Annotated in this window: 16 protein-coding genes; 9 read left to right on the top strand and 7 right to left on the bottom strand. The window is 60.3% G+C overall.

Annotated features, from left to right (window positions below):
* Positions 1–63: 63 nt before the first annotated feature.
* From BJI47_RS23265 to BJI47_RS23260, 3 genes are all read left to right on the top strand, one after another.
* Positions 64–1,005, top strand: coding sequence for a DUF808 domain-containing protein (locus BJI47_RS23265; RefSeq protein WP_088945967.1), 942 nt, complete (start codon positions 64–66; stop codon positions 1,003–1,005).
* Between the two features lie 85 nt (positions 1,006–1,090).
* Complete coding sequence (locus tag BJI47_RS24300; RefSeq protein ID WP_176225042.1) at positions 1,091–1,243, top strand: hypothetical protein; 153 nt, start codon at positions 1,091–1,093, stop codon at positions 1,241–1,243.
* Positions 1,244–1,271: 28 nt separating this feature from the next.
* Positions 1,272–1,868, top strand: coding sequence for a DUF6188 family protein (locus BJI47_RS23260; RefSeq protein ID WP_254900781.1), 597 nt, complete (start codon positions 1,272–1,274; stop codon positions 1,866–1,868).
* On the opposite strand, the gene BJI47_RS23255 is transcribed toward BJI47_RS23260, so the two are convergent.
* Positions 1,849–2,757: a LysR substrate-binding domain-containing protein gene (locus BJI47_RS23255; RefSeq protein ID WP_088945966.1), complete on the bottom strand. Its 909-nt coding sequence runs from the start codon at positions 2,755–2,757 to the stop codon at positions 1,849–1,851. The genes BJI47_RS23260 and BJI47_RS23255 overlap by 20 nt on opposite strands.
* A gap of 99 nt (positions 2,758–2,856) precedes the next feature.
* Between BJI47_RS23255 and mqo the strand changes: the two genes are divergently transcribed.
* Entirely contained in the window at positions 2,857–4,266 is a 1,410-nt protein-coding gene (mqo, locus tag BJI47_RS23250; protein ID WP_088946013.1) for a malate dehydrogenase (quinone), read from the top strand.
* Here the strand turns inward: mqo and BJI47_RS23245 are convergent.
* The gene (locus BJI47_RS23245; protein WP_254900780.1) at positions 4,254–5,159 is read right to left on the bottom strand and encodes a LysR family transcriptional regulator; all 906 of its coding nucleotides are present in this window, start codon (positions 5,157–5,159) and stop codon (positions 4,254–4,256) included. The two genes, mqo and BJI47_RS23245, sit on opposite strands and share 13 nt — an antisense overlap.
* A 97-nt stretch (positions 5,160–5,256) precedes the next feature.
* On the opposite strand from BJI47_RS23245, the gene BJI47_RS23240 reads away from it, so the two are divergent.
* The gene (locus BJI47_RS23240; protein ID WP_088945965.1) at positions 5,257–6,570 is read left to right on the top strand and encodes an NAD(P)/FAD-dependent oxidoreductase; all 1,314 of its coding nucleotides are present in this window, start codon (positions 5,257–5,259) and stop codon (positions 6,568–6,570) included.
* A 96-nt stretch (positions 6,571–6,666) separates the two neighbouring features.
* Here BJI47_RS23240 and BJI47_RS23235 read toward each other — a convergent pair whose 3' ends face one another.
* Positions 6,667–7,497 carry a DUF998 domain-containing protein gene (locus BJI47_RS23235; RefSeq protein WP_254900779.1) on the bottom strand — a complete coding sequence of 277 codons (831 nt, stop codon included), beginning with the start codon at positions 7,495–7,497 and terminating at the stop codon, positions 6,667–6,669.
* Between the two features lie 249 nt (positions 7,498–7,746).
* Here BJI47_RS23235 and BJI47_RS23230 point away from each other — a divergent pair, with 249 nt between their 5' ends.
* Positions 7,747–8,430 carry a response regulator gene (locus BJI47_RS23230; RefSeq protein WP_088946010.1) on the top strand — a complete coding sequence of 228 codons (684 nt, stop codon included), beginning with the start codon at positions 7,747–7,749 and terminating at the stop codon, positions 8,428–8,430.
* 23 nt (positions 8,431–8,453) lie between these two features.
* Here BJI47_RS23230 and BJI47_RS23225 read toward each other — a convergent pair whose 3' ends face one another.
* Positions 8,454–10,730 (bottom strand): bifunctional diguanylate cyclase/phosphodiesterase, encoded by a 2,277-nt coding sequence (locus tag BJI47_RS23225; RefSeq protein ID WP_088945964.1) that lies wholly within the window; start codon positions 10,728–10,730, stop codon positions 8,454–8,456.
* A 438-nt stretch (positions 10,731–11,168) separates the two neighbouring features.
* Between BJI47_RS23225 and BJI47_RS23220 the strand changes: the two genes are divergently transcribed.
* The gene (locus tag BJI47_RS23220) at positions 11,169–11,441 is read left to right on the top strand and encodes a hypothetical protein (RefSeq protein ID WP_088945963.1); all 273 of its coding nucleotides are present in this window, start codon (positions 11,169–11,171) and stop codon (positions 11,439–11,441) included.
* 8 nt (positions 11,442–11,449) lie between these two features.
* Here the strand turns inward: BJI47_RS23220 and BJI47_RS24295 are convergent, their stop codons facing one another.
* The 3 genes from BJI47_RS24295 to BJI47_RS23210 form a co-directional block, all read right to left on the bottom strand.
* Positions 11,450–11,614 (bottom strand): hypothetical protein, encoded by a 165-nt coding sequence (locus tag BJI47_RS24295; RefSeq protein WP_176225043.1) that lies wholly within the window; start codon positions 11,612–11,614, stop codon positions 11,450–11,452.
* Between the two features lie 169 nt (positions 11,615–11,783).
* Positions 11,784–12,647: an MBL fold metallo-hydrolase gene (locus BJI47_RS23215; RefSeq protein ID WP_088945962.1), complete on the bottom strand. Its 864-nt coding sequence runs from the start codon at positions 12,645–12,647 to the stop codon at positions 11,784–11,786.
* A 543-nt stretch (positions 12,648–13,190) separates the two neighbouring features.
* Positions 13,191–14,087 carry a LysR family transcriptional regulator gene (locus BJI47_RS23210; RefSeq protein ID WP_088945961.1) on the bottom strand — a complete coding sequence of 299 codons (897 nt, stop codon included), beginning with the start codon at positions 14,085–14,087 and terminating at the stop codon, positions 13,191–13,193.
* 112 nt (positions 14,088–14,199) lie between these two features.
* On the opposite strand from BJI47_RS23210, the gene BJI47_RS23205 reads away from it, so the two are divergent.
* Positions 14,200–15,693: a CoA-acylating methylmalonate-semialdehyde dehydrogenase gene (locus tag BJI47_RS23205; RefSeq protein ID WP_088945960.1), complete on the top strand. Its 1,494-nt coding sequence runs from the start codon at positions 14,200–14,202 to the stop codon at positions 15,691–15,693.
* Positions 15,694–15,753: 60 nt separating this feature from the next.
* A complete protein-coding gene (locus tag BJI47_RS23200) occupies positions 15,754–16,092 on the top strand; it encodes an iron-containing alcohol dehydrogenase (protein WP_088945959.1) in 339 nt (112 codons plus the stop codon).
* The last annotated feature ends 45 nt before the right edge of the window (positions 16,093–16,137 follow it).

The following is a 16,137-nucleotide window of genomic DNA, read 5'->3' as shown; positions in this document are numbered from 1 at the left end:
GATGAGACGTTTCATGGAACCGACCGTCTACATGCTTTATGCGCTGATTCCTGGAGGTCTGTGATGGCTGGTGGACTTGTTGCTCTTCTCGACGACGTCGCAGCGCTTGCTCGTCTTGCCGCTGCATCGATCGACGACGTCGGTGCGGCGACCGCGAAGGCGACAACCAAGGCCGCCGGTGTAGTCATCGACGATGCGGCCGTGACGCCACAGTATGTTCGCGGCCTCGCCGCCGAGCGTGAGTTGCCCATCATCAAGCGGATCGCCATCGGTTCGCTGCGCAACAAGCTCATCATCATTCTGCCCATCGCGCTTGTGCTCAGTCAGTTCCTTCCGTGGCTGCTGACCCCCATTCTCATGCTCGGTGGTTGCTATCTCAGTTACGAAGCAGTGCACAAGATTTGGGGCGCGCTCTTCGGTCACGGTGAGCATCATGAGGCGGCGGCAGACGAGCCGCGCGATGAGGATAGCGTCGTCTCGGGAGCTGTCCGTACGGATCTGATCCTGTCAGCGGAGATCATGGTCATTGCGCTCGACACCATTGCGAGCGAAGGCTTTTGGAACCGCTTGGTCGTCCTTGCAGTTGTCGCAGTCGTGATTACCATTGCCGTCTACGGCGTCGTCGGGCTCATCGTCAAAATGGATGACATCGGTCTGAAGCTTGCGGAGAACTCGACCGGCTTGGTCGAGAAATTCGGTCGCGGCCTGGTGCGTGGGATGCCGCACGTCATGTCCATACTGTCCGTGGTCGGAACCGCTGCCATGTTGTGGGTCGGTGGACACATTTTGCTCATCGGAATCGACGAGCTCGGTTTCCATCCGATCTACCAGCTGGTTCACCACCTCGAGGACGCTGTCGGTGATATCTCCGGCATCGGAGGGGTGTTGGCATGGATCGTCAATACGATCGCGTCCGCGATCCTCGGTTTGATCGTCGGCCTGATAATCGTCGGTGGCCAACTCGGGATCAACCGCGTTCTCTCCAGGCGGTCCACAGCGCACTAGGCGGTACACAGCGCACTAGCGCGTCGGGTCCGTCGATCTCCTTCCACAGGTTGCGCCCCGGATCAGGGCAGGGGACAGTTCTGGTGTGCTCGTTGGCGGCAGACTTCAGCTGACCGTGATCATGGGACTCGCTGCTCTCGGCACGATGCTTCTCGTCGTCGGCGCGCTGGGGTCGGGCATTGTCATATTGGCGGTTACGGCAGAGTGGTTCTGGCGGCTCTACCGAACGGGTGAGTAAGAATCTCGCAGGATTGGAGTCATCAGTGATGACACCGGCACCGATGGAACTTGCACTGCAGTCCCGACGCGTCACGCGCGTTCTGTTGGACTTCGATCTGAGCATCGAGTTCGCCGGCGGTGCCACCGTTGCGTTCAGTGAGTTCGTGATCGGTGACGTGCTGGTGGACGAGGACAATCAGTTCGAAGGACTGCGACTTGCCGCTGCTCTCGTCGGTCGTCTGTGCGAGAGCGTCGCTTACGCGGAGTCCGGTGAATTGTCGATGGTGTTCGACGACGGAACCGTTGTCGAAGCGGCCTCGCGCGAAGAGGTCGAGTCCTGGGAGTACACCGGTTCCGACGGTTCTACAGTGGTCTGTCTCGCGGGCGGCGACATCGAGCTTCTCTCGGGGCCTTCGGATCCGCCGGCATCAATTCCGGTAGTCACCGCGTTACCTTCCGTCGGAGCCACGGTCGTCCGAATTGGTGTGGGAGACACGTCGACCGTCGAGTTCTCCGATCGGACCAGCGTGCCCGCGGCCATACCGTTGGGCGAGGCTTATCTGGTGTTGCGTGAAAGTGTGGCCGAAGTTTCCGAGCAACAGATAACGCTCTCCTCGGGTGTGGTCATTGCTGTACAGCAGTGATTCTGTCCCGGTGCTCGACCACATGCTGAGTGAAACGAGAGACCGCGGCCGTTGGGCGATGGTTGCCGGTCACGAGCCCGACGTCCCGATCTCGTGATCCCGACAGTCGAACAGCAACGACGGAGGAGTGCTCTGATTCCCCCGGGAGCAGCGCTACGCCGAGATCATGGGCGACAAGGGCACGGATGGTGTCGATCTCGCTGATCTCGAAAGGAACGCGAGGAGTGAAACCCGCTTCGGTGCACCAAGAGTCGAGCAGGGATCGAAGGTGAAACGACGGTGGACTTGCGATGAAGGGTTCGCCCTCGAGCTCGGCAACAGCTACCTCTGAGCGTCCGGCCAAGGCGTTGGTGCGCGCTACGTGAAGGCGGATGTGCTGACTTCCGAGGACTGTAACGGTCAGGTCAGCTGGTGGGGGTATGACAACGGCTATGTCGAGCCTGCCGTCGCGAATCATGTGGGCGAGCGCTTCACCGTGGGCCTGGACGAGATGCACCCGGATTCGCGGCGCGGTTTTATGAAACTCGGCAAGAATTGTCGTAATTCCTACTGGGCCCAGCGTCAGGGGGAAGCCGAAACGGACGAACCCGCTCGACGGGTCGGCATCGGCGCGGACCACGGTGATGGCGTCGTCGAGTTTTCGAATGGCGTCGTGAGTACGCTCGAATAGTTCTCGTCCTGCGGAGGTGAGCGCTACTCCCCTTCCGACGGGTTGGAACAGTGCGATACCAAGCGTCTTCTCCAGCGTTTTCAGTCGCCGGCTCAACGAAGATTGTGGGACCCCCAGCTTGTCCGCGGCCTGCGTGATGTGGCTTTCGGTGGCGGCTGCGTCGAAGGCTGCGAGAAGCGGCGCAACGATCTCGACGTGGGGCAACAAATACTTATCCATTTCTGGATGGTATTCCACAGAATCCAGCATTGGACGGATCGGTTTTTGAAGATCAAGATCAGTCCGACGACCGAAGGCAGAAGTCCAGGGGAGGTTCCTATGTTCACGCGCACCCATCTACCGATCGAGACATTCGATGTCGTCTTGATCGGCGGCGGCATCATGTCGGCGACTCTCGGTGCCATTCTCGCAAAGCTGTTGCCCGGCAAATCGATTGCGCTGTTCGAGCGTCTAGATCGACTTGCAGGCGAAAGCTCGGACCCATGGAACAACGCGGGCACTGGCCATGCGGGACTGTGCGAGCTCAACTACATGCCCGACGCGGCAGACTTGACCAAACCCGAGGACATCGCTCGGCAATTTCGAGTCTCACAGAGCTTCTGGACTTCGTTGATTGCAAACGGTGAGTTGTCACCTAGTTTCATCAACGAGACGCCCCACCTGAATATCGTATTCGGCGATCGCGATGTCGAGTATTTGAGGCAGCGCTACGAAACTTTGCGGACATCGCCGCTGTTCTCGGGTATGCAGTACTCCGAGGACGCCGAGGTCATCGAGCAATGGGTGCCCTTGATCATGGCGGGACGAGTGCTGGACGGCCCGGTGGCAGCCACTCGTCACACTGGTGGCACAGATGTCGACTTCGGTTCTCTCACGGTGTCGCTGGCAGACTCGATGGTGCGAGGTGGCGGGCGTGTGCATCTCGGACGGGAGGTGACCGACTTGGATCGTCGTGTTGACGGGACCTGGCTTGTCTCGGGCAAGAACGTGCACTCGAAGAAGCGGTTCTGTGTGCAGGCGAACTTCGTATTTGTCGGTGCAGGAGGCTACGCGTTGAAACTCCTGCAGAAGTCCGGAATCCCTGAAGTACGCGGATACGGTGTGTTTCCTTTCGGGGCAGAGTTTCTACGCACCGATGTACCCGAGGTAGTAAGTCGCCACGATGCGAAGGTGTATGGGCAATCGGTACTCGGAGCGCCGCCGATGTCACTGCCCCATCTAGATTCCCGGGTCGTCGACGGCAAGAGATCTCTCATGTTCGGGCCGTACGCGACGTTCAGTACCAAGTTGCTGAAAGCAGGCTCGGTAAGAGACCTGTTCACGACAGTTCGGTCGCATAATCTGTTGCCGCTTCTGACTGTCGGACTTTGTAATCTGCCATTGGTTCGCTACCTGTTCGGTCAGCTATTGGCAACGCGGAGAGAGAAGTTCGAGCTTTTGAGGATGTTCGTTCCGGAGGCGAATCCGGCGCAGTGGTATCCGATACAAGCAGGTCAGAGGGCTCAGCTGATCAAGCCTCAACCGTCCGGGACACGCATTGCGAAATCTGGGGTGCTCACGTTCGGTACCGAATTGATCACCGGCGCAGGCGGAACCATAGCCGGATTGCTCGGGGCGTCACCCGGTGCGTCGGTTGCACCATCGATCATGATCGAGTTGGTGAGCAAGTGCTTCCCGGCCCGCGCTGCGGCGGCGCAGGCATGGGCGCAACCCGGTCACTTCTCCTGAGTTTCGGGCGCCGTTTCCGCCAGTGCCGCAACGAGATCCCGCTGAATATCGGTGGCGGGTACTGTGCCGTCGACGACTGCCGATACCGCGAGTTGCAAACGCCGCTGCGCTTCGCGTCGGAATATCAGGCCGCTGGTGGGGGTTCCTGCGGCGGTGCTGGCGTAGAGGATCGACCAGCAGTCCGGGCGATTGAGCAGTTCAGCGCTTGCGGTGTGGTCGAGGGCGACAGGTGGGCCGAATGTCAGGCGCAGGCCGCTGCGTTTCATCGCGCCTTCGACGACGCGGTGGAGCAGTATCTGTTCGCTGCGCTTGGGTAGCAGTAGCGGGTACGCGGCGAGGTCTTCCAGGCTCGGTTCGATTCGGTCGGCCAGTGGATGCCGCTCCGACAGGACTACTACGAGGTCCTCGGTCCATAGCTCTTTTGCTTGCAATCCTGATCTTTCGACGCTTCCTCGGATCAGGGCGACCTGACAATCCCCTGTCATAACGGCTTCGATCTGTTCGGCGAATCGTTTGAGTACGAAGTCGATTTCTGCCTCGGGATGTTGCTCACGCACACGCACGATTGCGGCCAGCGCATTCGCAGCGAACGTCATGTTGCCGGTCAGTCTGAGTTGGTTGCGTTTTCGCGCAGTCAGTGCGAGCGCGGACTGTTCCAGTTCGATCATGTGTCGGGCGATCGACACCAATTGTGCGCCGACAGTGGTCAATCGGACGGACCGCGATGTTCGTTCGAACAGGGGCTCGCCCATCTCGCGTTCGAGCTTGGCGATCTGCAGGCTGACTGCGGACTGGGAGATGTAGAAGCGCTCGGCGGCCCGTGAAAAGTTCAACTCCTCGGCGACGGCGAGGAAGTATTTCACCTGTCGTAGTTCCACGATTTCTCCATCCATGAGTTCTGCTCATTGATGCTATGCGATCTTTCGCGTTGATAGCGACCGGATACAAGCGTTGCATGTACTCAACAGCTTTCGAGTAGGAGGATTTGTCGTGGATGAGTACGAGGTCGTGATCGTCGGATCAGGATTCGGAGCTTTGGCTGCCGCCAAGACTCTGGGCAAGGCTGGCGTGAAGTTCTCGCTTATCTCCAGCACCACCGAGCACCTGTTCCAGCCGTTGCTGTACCAGGCGGCCACCGGAATGATCTCGACGGGAGAGATTGCCCCGCCGATCCGGCGCATTCTCGCCGAGTACGACTCGGCCGATGTTCGGCTCGGTCGCGTCGTCGACGTAAATCCCGAGCGGCACGTTCTCACCTACACGGCAGCGGGATCCACCCGTTCGATCCGTTACGGCCGCCTCATCGTCGCTACCGGCGCTACACAGGCATATTTCGGTCACGACGAGTTCAAGGACCGCACTTTCGCCCTCAAAACCGTCGACGACGCCATCGCCCTCCGCGAGCAGATCCTGAGTTGCTACGAAGAAGCGCATCTGACGTCGGACTTCGACGCCAAGCGTGAACTCCTGAGCTTCGTCGTTGTCGGCGCTGGTGCGACCGGTGTCGAACTTGCCGGCCAGATCCGCGATCTTGCACACCGCTATTTCGCCGCCTCGTTCCCCGACATCACCCCGGATGACGTCACGGTCACGCTGGTCGACGGAGTCAAGGATGTGCTGCCTGCCTACGGTGGGCGGTTGAGCAAGTATGCGCGCGCCAAACTGGAGCGGTCCGGTGTGGACGTGGTGACCGGTGCCATGGTCACCGACATCGCCGATGACACCGTCACGATCAAAGACGTCGACACCAAGGTCGTACGCACCATCGCGGCCAAGACGGTCATTTGGTCGGCAGGCGTTCAGGCAAGTGCACTGGCTGCGACGATCGCCGAGCGCACCGGGTGTGAAACCGATCGCGCCGGGCGACTATTGATTCACGACGACCTGACTGTCGGCTCGGCATCGGACATCTTCGCCATCGGCGACGTCACGTCATTGAACAGCCTCCCCGGCCAATCCCCCATCGCGATGCAGCAGGGTAGGCATGCGGCCAAGATGATCACCGGCAAGGTGAAGGCAGGCACACCGTTCCGCTACGTCGACAAGGGCAGTATGTCGATCGTCGGTAGATTTAGTGCCGTCGCGCGTTTGTTCGGCAAGGTGGACATTGCGGGGCCGATCGCCTGGGTTCTTTGGCTGGCAGTGCATCTGATGTACTTGGTGGGCTTTCGGAACCGGTACGTCGCGGTCGTGTCGTGGCTGAGCTCCTACATCGGCGATCGACGCCCACACTTCCAGTACACGGACAAGTGGGTGGAGCAGGTCGAACTGGTCGAACCCGAAGTGGAGCGAGCGGCAGCCTGACGCCGCCCGCACGAACCGTGAGCGGAGTTCTCGGCAGAATGTCGAGGGTCAGGTCCACGATTCGTCGATGAACGAGGTCGCGGGCCCGTACTTCCATCAGTCCGTACTGTGCGCCCGGACAACGCTGGGTGGTGCCAGGACAGTGAGCTTGCCGCTCACCGGACGCGGGTCACGACGGCAGTCCACAGTGGGGGCGATCCAGACGCGTGGCCAGACTCGCGGGTCGAACGCACGCACCGAGAACTCGACGTTCCGCAGGACTGTACGTCGTGCCAACGCGAGTAACACCGCGGTGCCGGTGACTGCCATCCACATCGGCAAGGGGTAGAGGGCAAGGCGCTCCCCGAGACCGAAATGCAGAGCTTTCGCCAGCATGAGGACTGCTCCGAGGACTCCGACGAACGCGCACAGCGCCGACCAGACGGCCACCAGTCGCTTCTGGTGCCACAGATGCCATGCGATCAGCACGAGCACGACATGTCTTGCCACGAAACCCGGCAACACCGCCGACCAGTGGATGAGCGCTCCGTCGTTCGCCGGGAACAGTCCGGTGGCTGCAGTGCTCACTGCGATGACAACAGCCAGCGAGAGAATCCACTTCTTCGACCGACCGTTTCGGATGTGTCGATGCAGGAAGAGGGCACCGATGAGGGTCAATACCCCGAGCGCTACGAATGTCGAGTTCATGACGTCGTGCATCGGTGAGCACGAATCGACGTCACAGGTCGTCACACCCAGTGAGCTGATCGAGTTCTGGGCAAAGCTGTAGGGCGTGTTCCACGCAGCAGCCGTGAACACCTCCGCCAACAGATACGCGAACGAGAGAATCCATGCAGTTCCTGCAGCGGCGTGGCTCAGGTTGTGGCGTCGGTGAGATGTGTTCGCGTGGTGTGGATAGCTGATGGCGCATTCTCTCTGTCGATACAAACGTGACTACTGGGTCCGACTGTAGAGCGTCAACCTGAGAGCAGAGTCGCGAATGTCCCATCTCGATCTCAGAATCGACCATGTCGGAATATCGAAGGGTATTCACTTTCGGGTCGTCCGGCATAGGCGTGGGGAGCTGGGTATCGGATCGAAGTACGGTGTACTCGTAGCTGCTGGCCCAATGAGCGACGAGGGGATCGACGGATGCGCAAGGGTGTGTCTGTCGAGGTCGCTCCCGACGGCGGTTCGATGGTGGTGCCGCGGGTCAGAGTTCTCATCGTCGACGACGAACCGCAGATCCTGCGAGCACTCCGAATCAATCTGAACGTACGTGGCTACGAGGTAGTAACGGCGGCATCGGGAGCCGAGGCGCTCCGAGTGGCCGCCAATTTCCATCCCGAGATCGTGATCCTCGATCTCGGCCTGCCGGATATCGACGGGATCGAGGTCATCGGCGGCTTGCGGGGATGGACCGACGTGCCGATCGTCGTTCTCTCGGCTCGTACCGACTCTGTCGACACTGTCGAGGCACTCGATGCTGGTGCCGACGATTTCGTCACCAAGCCGTTCGGGATGGACGAGTTGCTCGCGCGTCTGCGCGCGGCACTGCGGCGGGGACCTCATGGAGCCGAAGCGGCCGTTGTGGTCACCGACTCGTTCACCGTCGATTTGTCCGCCAAAACTGTGACGCGGTACGGAGTGAACATCCATCTCACTCGAACCGAATGGGGTGTGCTCGAACTTCTCGTCCGAAACCAGGGGAAACTGGTCTCCCAGAAGGAGATTCTGCAGACCGTGTGGGGGCCGCACCACGGGCGCGAAACGCACTATCTCCGAATCTATCTCGGTCAGTTACGGCACAAGCTCGAGGACGACCCGTCGCATCCGCGCCACCTACTGACCGAAACCGGGATGGGCTACCGCTTCGTTTGAAAATTCATCGCAGCTGCGGCTACTTATTCGACGATGTTCGACAAGTCGGCACCGACCGGGTGCGCCGAAGTGAGCATGGTCTGCAGCCAATGCTCGAGTGGTGCGGGTCGGCCGTAGAGGTATCCCTGCGCGAACCGGCAGTGCAGAGCCTCGACCGCGCGCGCTTGTTCCTCGGTTTCGACGCCCTCCGCGACGATGGACACAGGCAGCGCCCGCGCCATCGCTGCGATGGCAGTGACGAGCGAATCCGCGGACTCGCTGGTGCCGATCTCGGCGACGAACGAGCGGTCGATCTTGAGCAAGGCGATGGGAAGTTCGCGGAGCCGGCTGAGTGAGGAGTACCCGACACCGAAGTCGTCGAGAACGATCAACACTTCCATCGCTGCCAGTTCGTCGAGGATCTTCTTGGCAGCGAAAACGTCGTCGATGAGTGCAGTTTCGGTGACTTCGAGAGCAAGATCCGCACCGCACAGGCCGTACTCTTCCAACATGTCGGAGACCAATTTCGGCAACGAGTCGTCACGGAGTTGAACCGAGGAGACATTGACCGACATCGTGACGTTCTGTCCGGCTGCCCGAAGCGCGTTCAGATCCTTCAGGGCGGTGCGTAGAACGAAGGCGCCGATCTCACCGATCAGATTCGTGGATTCCGCGATCGGCACGAACTCGACGGGTGACCGTAGACGACCGTCGCGGTTCCACCGCACCAGCGCCTCGTAGACGACGGTGCTTCGTGAGGACGTCGAGACGATCGGCTGATAGTGGACGACCATTTCACCGCGTCGGACCGCCCCTCTCAGGGTAGTTGCCGTCTCGATCGCCGCGACCGAGGACGCGCGCAACGACTCGTCGAAGAAAGAGAATCGGGAGGCTCCCAGCGACTTCGCGTGATACATCGCCATATCGGCCTCGCGGAGGAGATCATCCAGATCGCCTGGGCGGTTGTCGGCGGCGGCGATCCCGATTGATGCAGTGATGTAGGTGGTGGCAACACTGAGTACGAACGGCTCGGATATCCGCTCGATCACCGAACGCGCCACCTCCTCCATCTCAGGACGAGTGCTACTACCGATGACGATGAACTCGTCACCTGCGTACCGCACCACGGTGTCCGAGGACCGTACTGTCGCGCGAATCCGATGGGCAGCTGCCGCGATCATCTCGTCACCCACACGGTGACCGTAGGAATCGTTGACAGTTTTGAAGTTGTCGAGATCGACGAACAGGACGAAGATTCGCCCGCGTCCGCTTGCGAGAGCCAATCGAGCAAACTGCTCGTCGAGCATCGTTCGGTTCGGTAACCCCGTGAGCGCGTCGTGGGCCGCGCGATACCGGGCGTCGTCCTCACTGCGTTCGACGAGGCTCATGGCGCGCTCTCCGCGCAGAAAGGTCCCGATCAGCAATACCGAGAGCAATGCCGATCGCACCACGCGATCGACCGTCGAGGTGGAGGATCCGAGCACCAACGTAGCTGCGCACACGGCTAAAAGTGCGACGACGAACAGCACCCGACGGCGACTGTGCCGAGGAGGGGAACTCTGTCGATGTGACATCGTCGCCATCTGCGGATTGAGGGCCGCAAGGGCAAGTGCGGCGTAGGCGAAGAGGTAGATGCCGTCCAGCAGTCCCGGCGACAGCGGAACCGTGCGGGAGAGGGACTGGGCATACGCAAGATCGCCGACCAATATTGCGAGCAAGGCAACGAGAAGAAGGCGCAGTGCACGATTGCGATGCGTGGACGAGACGAGCAGGTACGTCACGAGCGTGATCATGCCTGCGTCGATTGCGGGGTATACGCCGTTGCCGATCGCGGCAGCGGTACTGACGGTGCCGTCGAGCAGCGGAGATATCAGCACGACCCACGACACGAAGAGAGTGCCGACCGAGATGAGCCCGGCATCGATCAGCGGCGTGATGTCGTCTCTGGACCGTCGCTCCAGGACCCATCGCGCCAACGCCGTCCCGATGAGACAGTAACCACCCAGCGTCAGTGCGTTGGACAGTTCGGTGACACCGCCCGGATAGTCCGTCCCGCCGCCGCGGAGACCGACGCCGACGAGGAAAAGTGCAGATGCGCCGAACAGGCACCACCAAGATGTAGCGTCGGCTGGCTTGTATCGACGAATACCGACGCCGATGGCGAGGATCGCCGACAACGCGAACCCGGCCATGACGATCGAGCGAACCGAGGAGTCGCCGCGGAAGAAGAGAACGCTACTGGCGACGACCGCTGAAGAAATGCCCACCAATTTGGGGACGCCGGCCAACAGTTGGTGCATCGGAAGAACCTTCGAGTCCATGCGAAGGCTTCCCCTTTCGTGTGCGGCACCGACGCGGCGGAGGCAATCGGGCATCCCGCCGACTGCGAGGTTAACCCAGGATCGCCAGAGCGCGCGCGGAACCACCCTGCTGCGGACTATTTTCGTCGGTGACGAGGTTCAGAAACCGCAATGTCGCGCACCGTTTCGTCGATGAGCTACGCGTTCAAGATGACTCACAAGCGTTCTTCTCTACGAAACAGCGGGAGTGCGTGCTTTCAGGTCGATCGCAATCCCGGAGCACGGTGCTTCCCAAATCAGCGTCCAGGAACCTGTTTACACGCAACAACTGGGCTTGCCGTCGAAAATGTGCTATGTAACCGGGGCGCTCACTGCTTGAAAGAGTGTGTGGTGTTGCTGTTGACTTATCGGCATAGTCGGTCCTCGTCAACGGGGTCGCACACTTCGGGTCGGGGGGCCATGGATAGTTCGGTAGACCGCAGTGAGGACAACCGGGGCGAGTTCGTGCGAGGCGACACCGTTGTCGCGGTGCAGGACTTAGGGATACGAGCGTGGCGCAGCGGGGTGCCTGCGGGCTCGGTTGGCACAGTCGTCGAGGTCGATTGGCTTACCGACCTTCTCGTGGTCTTCGACGTCGACGGTAGCTGGTTCACCGAAGCCGCCGAGGTCGAAAAAGTCGTCGCGCCCGGCGACGTTCGGCTTGTCCAACGCGCCGACCGTCACAGGGGCTGACAGTCAGTTCATTCGGTGTCGGTGGCGGGGCCATCGGTGGTTGCGCCACCTTCACCCGACCAGTCGCCTGAATCCTGGCCGGCTGCGGGATCCGACTGAACGTCCCTCCGAGCGCCTTCGGCACCCTTGTCGGTGGTCTCGGTCCGTGGCGTCTTTGCGTGTTTTCCAGTCATTTCGATTCCTTACCCGCGTCAGAACGGTTGAAACTTTCGGCTGCTCAGCCCCGGCGACCACCAAATGATCGGACCGGGGAAAGCGTGGTGCTCAATGCAGTGAGATGTGTTGTAAGTAAAAGTGATCCGCGATCTGCAACAGAACAAATGGCTTGTGCGCCGTCACATACTAGAGGTGCATCCCGTCCAACGGTGCGCCGATGTGCTCGAAGTACCTTCGCGCCGAGCGGATGACGGCATCGTGGGCGTCGCTGGTGATGATTCGATTCCACCAGGCACCGTAGAGAGATCCAAACGGGAAGGTCCGAACCAGATCGACAGCTTTCCTGATGGTCACGGGGTGCTCGGGGATGAGATTGGGATAGCTGTACATGAATCCGACCCAGCGACGGTCCGCCACCACAGTGAAGATGTCCCCGGCGAACAGGGCGCCACTGCCATCGACGCCGTCACGCCAGTGCATTACGGTGCCGCCGGCAAAATGAACTCCGGCATTGATCAGGGTTATTCCGGGAAGCACCTCATGTGTGTCACCGGACCACAGGACGACGTTGTCGTTCCTCCGGATCCACTGCGCATCGCGTTCGTGCACGTAGATCGGCGCGTCACCGAATGCTCGGCTCCATTCGACCATTGAACTGTAGTAATGCGGATGCGACAGTGCGATCACCGAGATTCCTCCCAGTTCGGTGACTCGCGCGACCGCGGCATCGTCGATGTACGTCGTGGAATCCCACAGCACGTTGCCGTCGTCTCCCGGCACCAGAAGCGCTCGTTGACCGATGGCAAAGTTCGGAGACGTCGCAATCCCCCAAAGCCCGGGTATTTCTTCCCGGATCTCGACGGTATGGCCCTGAAGTCTCAGTTCGCCAAGGCTTGTCCACTGCTGGCCGGCGTACCCCACGTACTGGCGCTCGTCCTCGCAGATGAAGCAGTGAGCAGTTGCAGAGGCGGCCGAAGCTGCGACGCTCAGTGGATACTGAACGCCGCAAGCCACGCAAATCGGGTAGTCGTCACCGAAAGAACGAGACAAATCTTCCTTCCCGGTCTACAGGTCTTCGCGGTTCACAGACCGAAAGGGAGCACACCCGGAGCCAGTTCGAACCCGCTGCTGCCGGCGGAGGCCGAGCTGACTCCGCCGAGAATGAGATTGATGAAATTCGTGATCATGTGAGTTCTTTCCTCTCGTAAAGATGACGATGAACCCGGTCGAGGCTACCGGTGATTCGGCCCCAGCGGCAGAGGATGGAGCTGTGGTGTTCGTGTGAAATGGGCCCAGCAACGGCGTCGAACCGGTTCATAGGTGGACGACTGTTCCCCGCCGTGCGAAATCTCCATCCGCCGGTTTCGTGGCTTTCAGAAACGCCCGATGTTGTCCCCCGTCGGGAGATGCGCGGTTGGTCATCTCCGCGTCCAGCGCGGTCTCGAGGACGTTCAACTCCGTGCCCTGCTCCTTGGGTCATGAGGCTCGGCCGCTCCCAGGGGCCGGTATTTCGGTCATCGGCAGTTCTTCGCGCCAAGCTGAGCGCGAGGTGTCGACCAAAGACCGGATCAACCGCTATTCAGACACTTCTGATCAGGTTGCCGGGCTCAAGTGGACCGCGTTGTGGACGACGTCGTTCAGTAGATCGTCGACCGCTTTCACCCTCGCCAGTCCTGTGAGCTCTTTTGGTACCGCGACCCAATAGGTCCCCTCGATGGAAAACGATTCTGGGAGAACGCAGATCAGGTTCTTGTCGGGTTCACCGATATAGCTCGGCAACGGAGCTATCCCAAGCCCATTCTGCGCGGCAAGCCAGTGCCCGGTTATGTTGTTGGTCTGGATTTGAGCGCGACCTTCGGGGGGCAGGATCGAGTCGAGGATGCGCAGGGGTGCGACGTCGAGTAGAGCTCCGACGTACCAGATCAGTGTGTGTTCCCGTAAGTCATCCCGCTTCGCGATGGCCGGGTGGTTATCAAGATATTCCGCTGTCGCGTATAAGCGCAAAGCGTAGGTTGCCAGCTTTCGAGAGGACACCAAGCGAGGCCCCGGTTGTTCTAAAGTGATCGCTATATCGAATTCTCGCGCACTCGCGGTGTGGTGTTCGGTCGCTGTGACCAGTTCGACGCTCAGGTCGGGGTGGAGTCGACGCAATGTCGCCAGGTTGGGTGTGAGAACGAATGCGCCGAAGCCATCTGGTGCGGCGATTCGGACTGAACCGCGGAGGGACCCGACTCGCGATGTTTGATCTTCGAACGCGGCGATAAGGGTTGATTCGACGGTTTCCGCGTACCCGACCAATCGTCGCCCAGCCTCGGTCAGCCGCCATCCAGACGACGTGCGGTCGAAGAGACGCTGTCCAGCCAACCTTTCCAGACTGGTGACTTTCCGGCCCACCGTGGTGTGGTCGACGCCAAGTGCGCGAGATGCTTCGTTGAGTCGGCCGTGTCGTGACAATTCGAGAAAGTATCTGAGGTGGTCTGAACTGAACACCGAGTCACAGTAGCAGCACGTGCAATTCTGCACAGTGGGGTGCAGTATTGGTCTTTGACAGGGTCATATTTGCACCAGAGACTGGGCGCACACCTACTAGAAGGAGCGCGCTGTGAGCACTGTGATTGCACATTGGAAGGGCGGAAAGCCGTTCGCCGGAATCTCAGAGGCGACCGCCCCGGTTACCAACCCCGCGACCGGTGAGGTCACCGGACAGGTCGCCCTAGCCACCGTCGAAGACGCGCGTTCTGTCATCGGTGCCGCCGCCGCCGCTTTCCCGGAGTGGCGTGATACGTCGTTGGCAAGGCGCACCCAGATCCTCTTCAATTTCCGCGAACTGCTGAACGCGAAGAAGTGGGAACTCGCCGAGATCATCACCGCCGAACACGGCAAAGTTCTCTCCGACGCCCTCGGCGAAATCAGCCGCGGCCAGGAAGTTGTCGAATATGCTTGCGGCATAGCGCATCTCCTCAAGGGGGGCTTCACCGAGAATGCTTCCACCAAGGTAGATGTCTACTCCATCCGCCAACCTCTTGGTCCCGTCGGCATCATCTCCCCTTTCAACTTCCCCGCCATGGTTCCGATGTGGTTCTTTCCCGTCGCCATCGCCGCCGGCAATACTGTCGTGCTCAAGCCGAGTGAGAAGGATCCCACCGCCAGCATCTGGATCGCCGAACTGTGGAAAGAAGCAGGCCTCCCAGACGGCGTCTTCAACGTCCTGCAGGGCGGAAAAATTGCCGTCGACGAACTGCTCGAGAACAAGGCAATCAAAGCGATTTCGTTCGTCGGTTCTACTCCCATCGCGAAGTACGTGTACTCCACCGGGGCGAGCCATGGAAAACGCGTGCAGGCTCTCGGCGGAGCGAAGAACCACGCGATCGTTCTCCCCGACGCCGACCTCGACCTCGCAGCCGACGCTATGGTCAACGCCGGCTTCGGCTCAGCAGGGGAGCGCTGCATGGCTATCTCCGCCCTCGTCGCGGTCGGGGGCATCGCCGACGATCTTGTAGCGAAGATAGTCGAGAGAACTACACCTCTCAAGACCGGTGACGGCACGAAGGGCGCCGACATGGGCCCGCTTGTCACCAAGGCGCACCGCGACAAGGTCGCCTCCTATGTCGATGCCGGCGAGGCCGCAGGTGCCACCATCGTCGTTGACGGACGTAAGGTCCAAGCAGACGGCGGTGACGATGGTTTCTGGTTGGGGCCGACGCTCATCGACAATGTCACGACCGACATGAGCATCTACACCGACGAAATCTTCGGACCAGTTCTCTCGGTCGTGCGGGTCGAAACCTACGACGAAGCTCTCGAGCTCATCAATTCCAATCCGTACGGCAACGGAACTGTCATCTTCACCAACGACGGTGGTGCGGCGCGGCGATTCCAAAATGAGGTCGAAGTCGGCATGGTCGGCATCAACGTGCCCATCCCCGTGCCGATGGCTTACTACAGCTTTGGAGGTTGGAAGAACAGCCTTTTCGGCGACACTCACGCTCACGGTATGGAGGGGGTCAACTTCTTCACGCGAGGTAAAGCAGTCACCAGTCGCTGGCTCGACCCCAGTCACGGCGGCATCAACCTCGGGTTCCCCGAAAACAGTTAATTCTTCGCGTTCCCCTGCGGTCACTGGGGGGACGCACCAATACCCTGCAAAGGAGTAGATATGGTCTCCAGTATCTCTTTTCCTCGATTTGTGAAACTCGGCCCGGGTGCGGTGGAAGGACTAGGCGATGTTCTTACTGACCTGGCTCTGGAACGTCCGCTTCTCGTAACCGACTCGTTCATGGTTGGGAACGGATCCGCGGATCGCCTTGTAGCGATAATCAAGGCAGCGGGTAAGTCGGTGGCAGTGTTTTCCAAGACCGTGCCGGATCCGACGACTGACTCTTTGCAGGCGGGCATCGATGCGGTGAAGGAACATCAGGCTGATTCCGTCATCGGCTTCGGCGGTGGTAGCCCTATGGATACCGCGAAGGCTTTAGCGGCAATACCGTTCAGTTAGTGTCTGTTGAGGTAGGGTGAGGTGTGCCTCGTAGTGGATGGGTGA

It is taken from the genome of Rhodococcus sp. 1168, from assembly GCF_002091955.1.
GTDB lineage: Bacteria > Actinomycetota > Actinomycetes > Mycobacteriales > Mycobacteriaceae > Rhodococcoides.
Note: the sequence above shows the minus strand (reverse complement) of the source record. Positions and strands in the feature narration are given on the sequence as shown.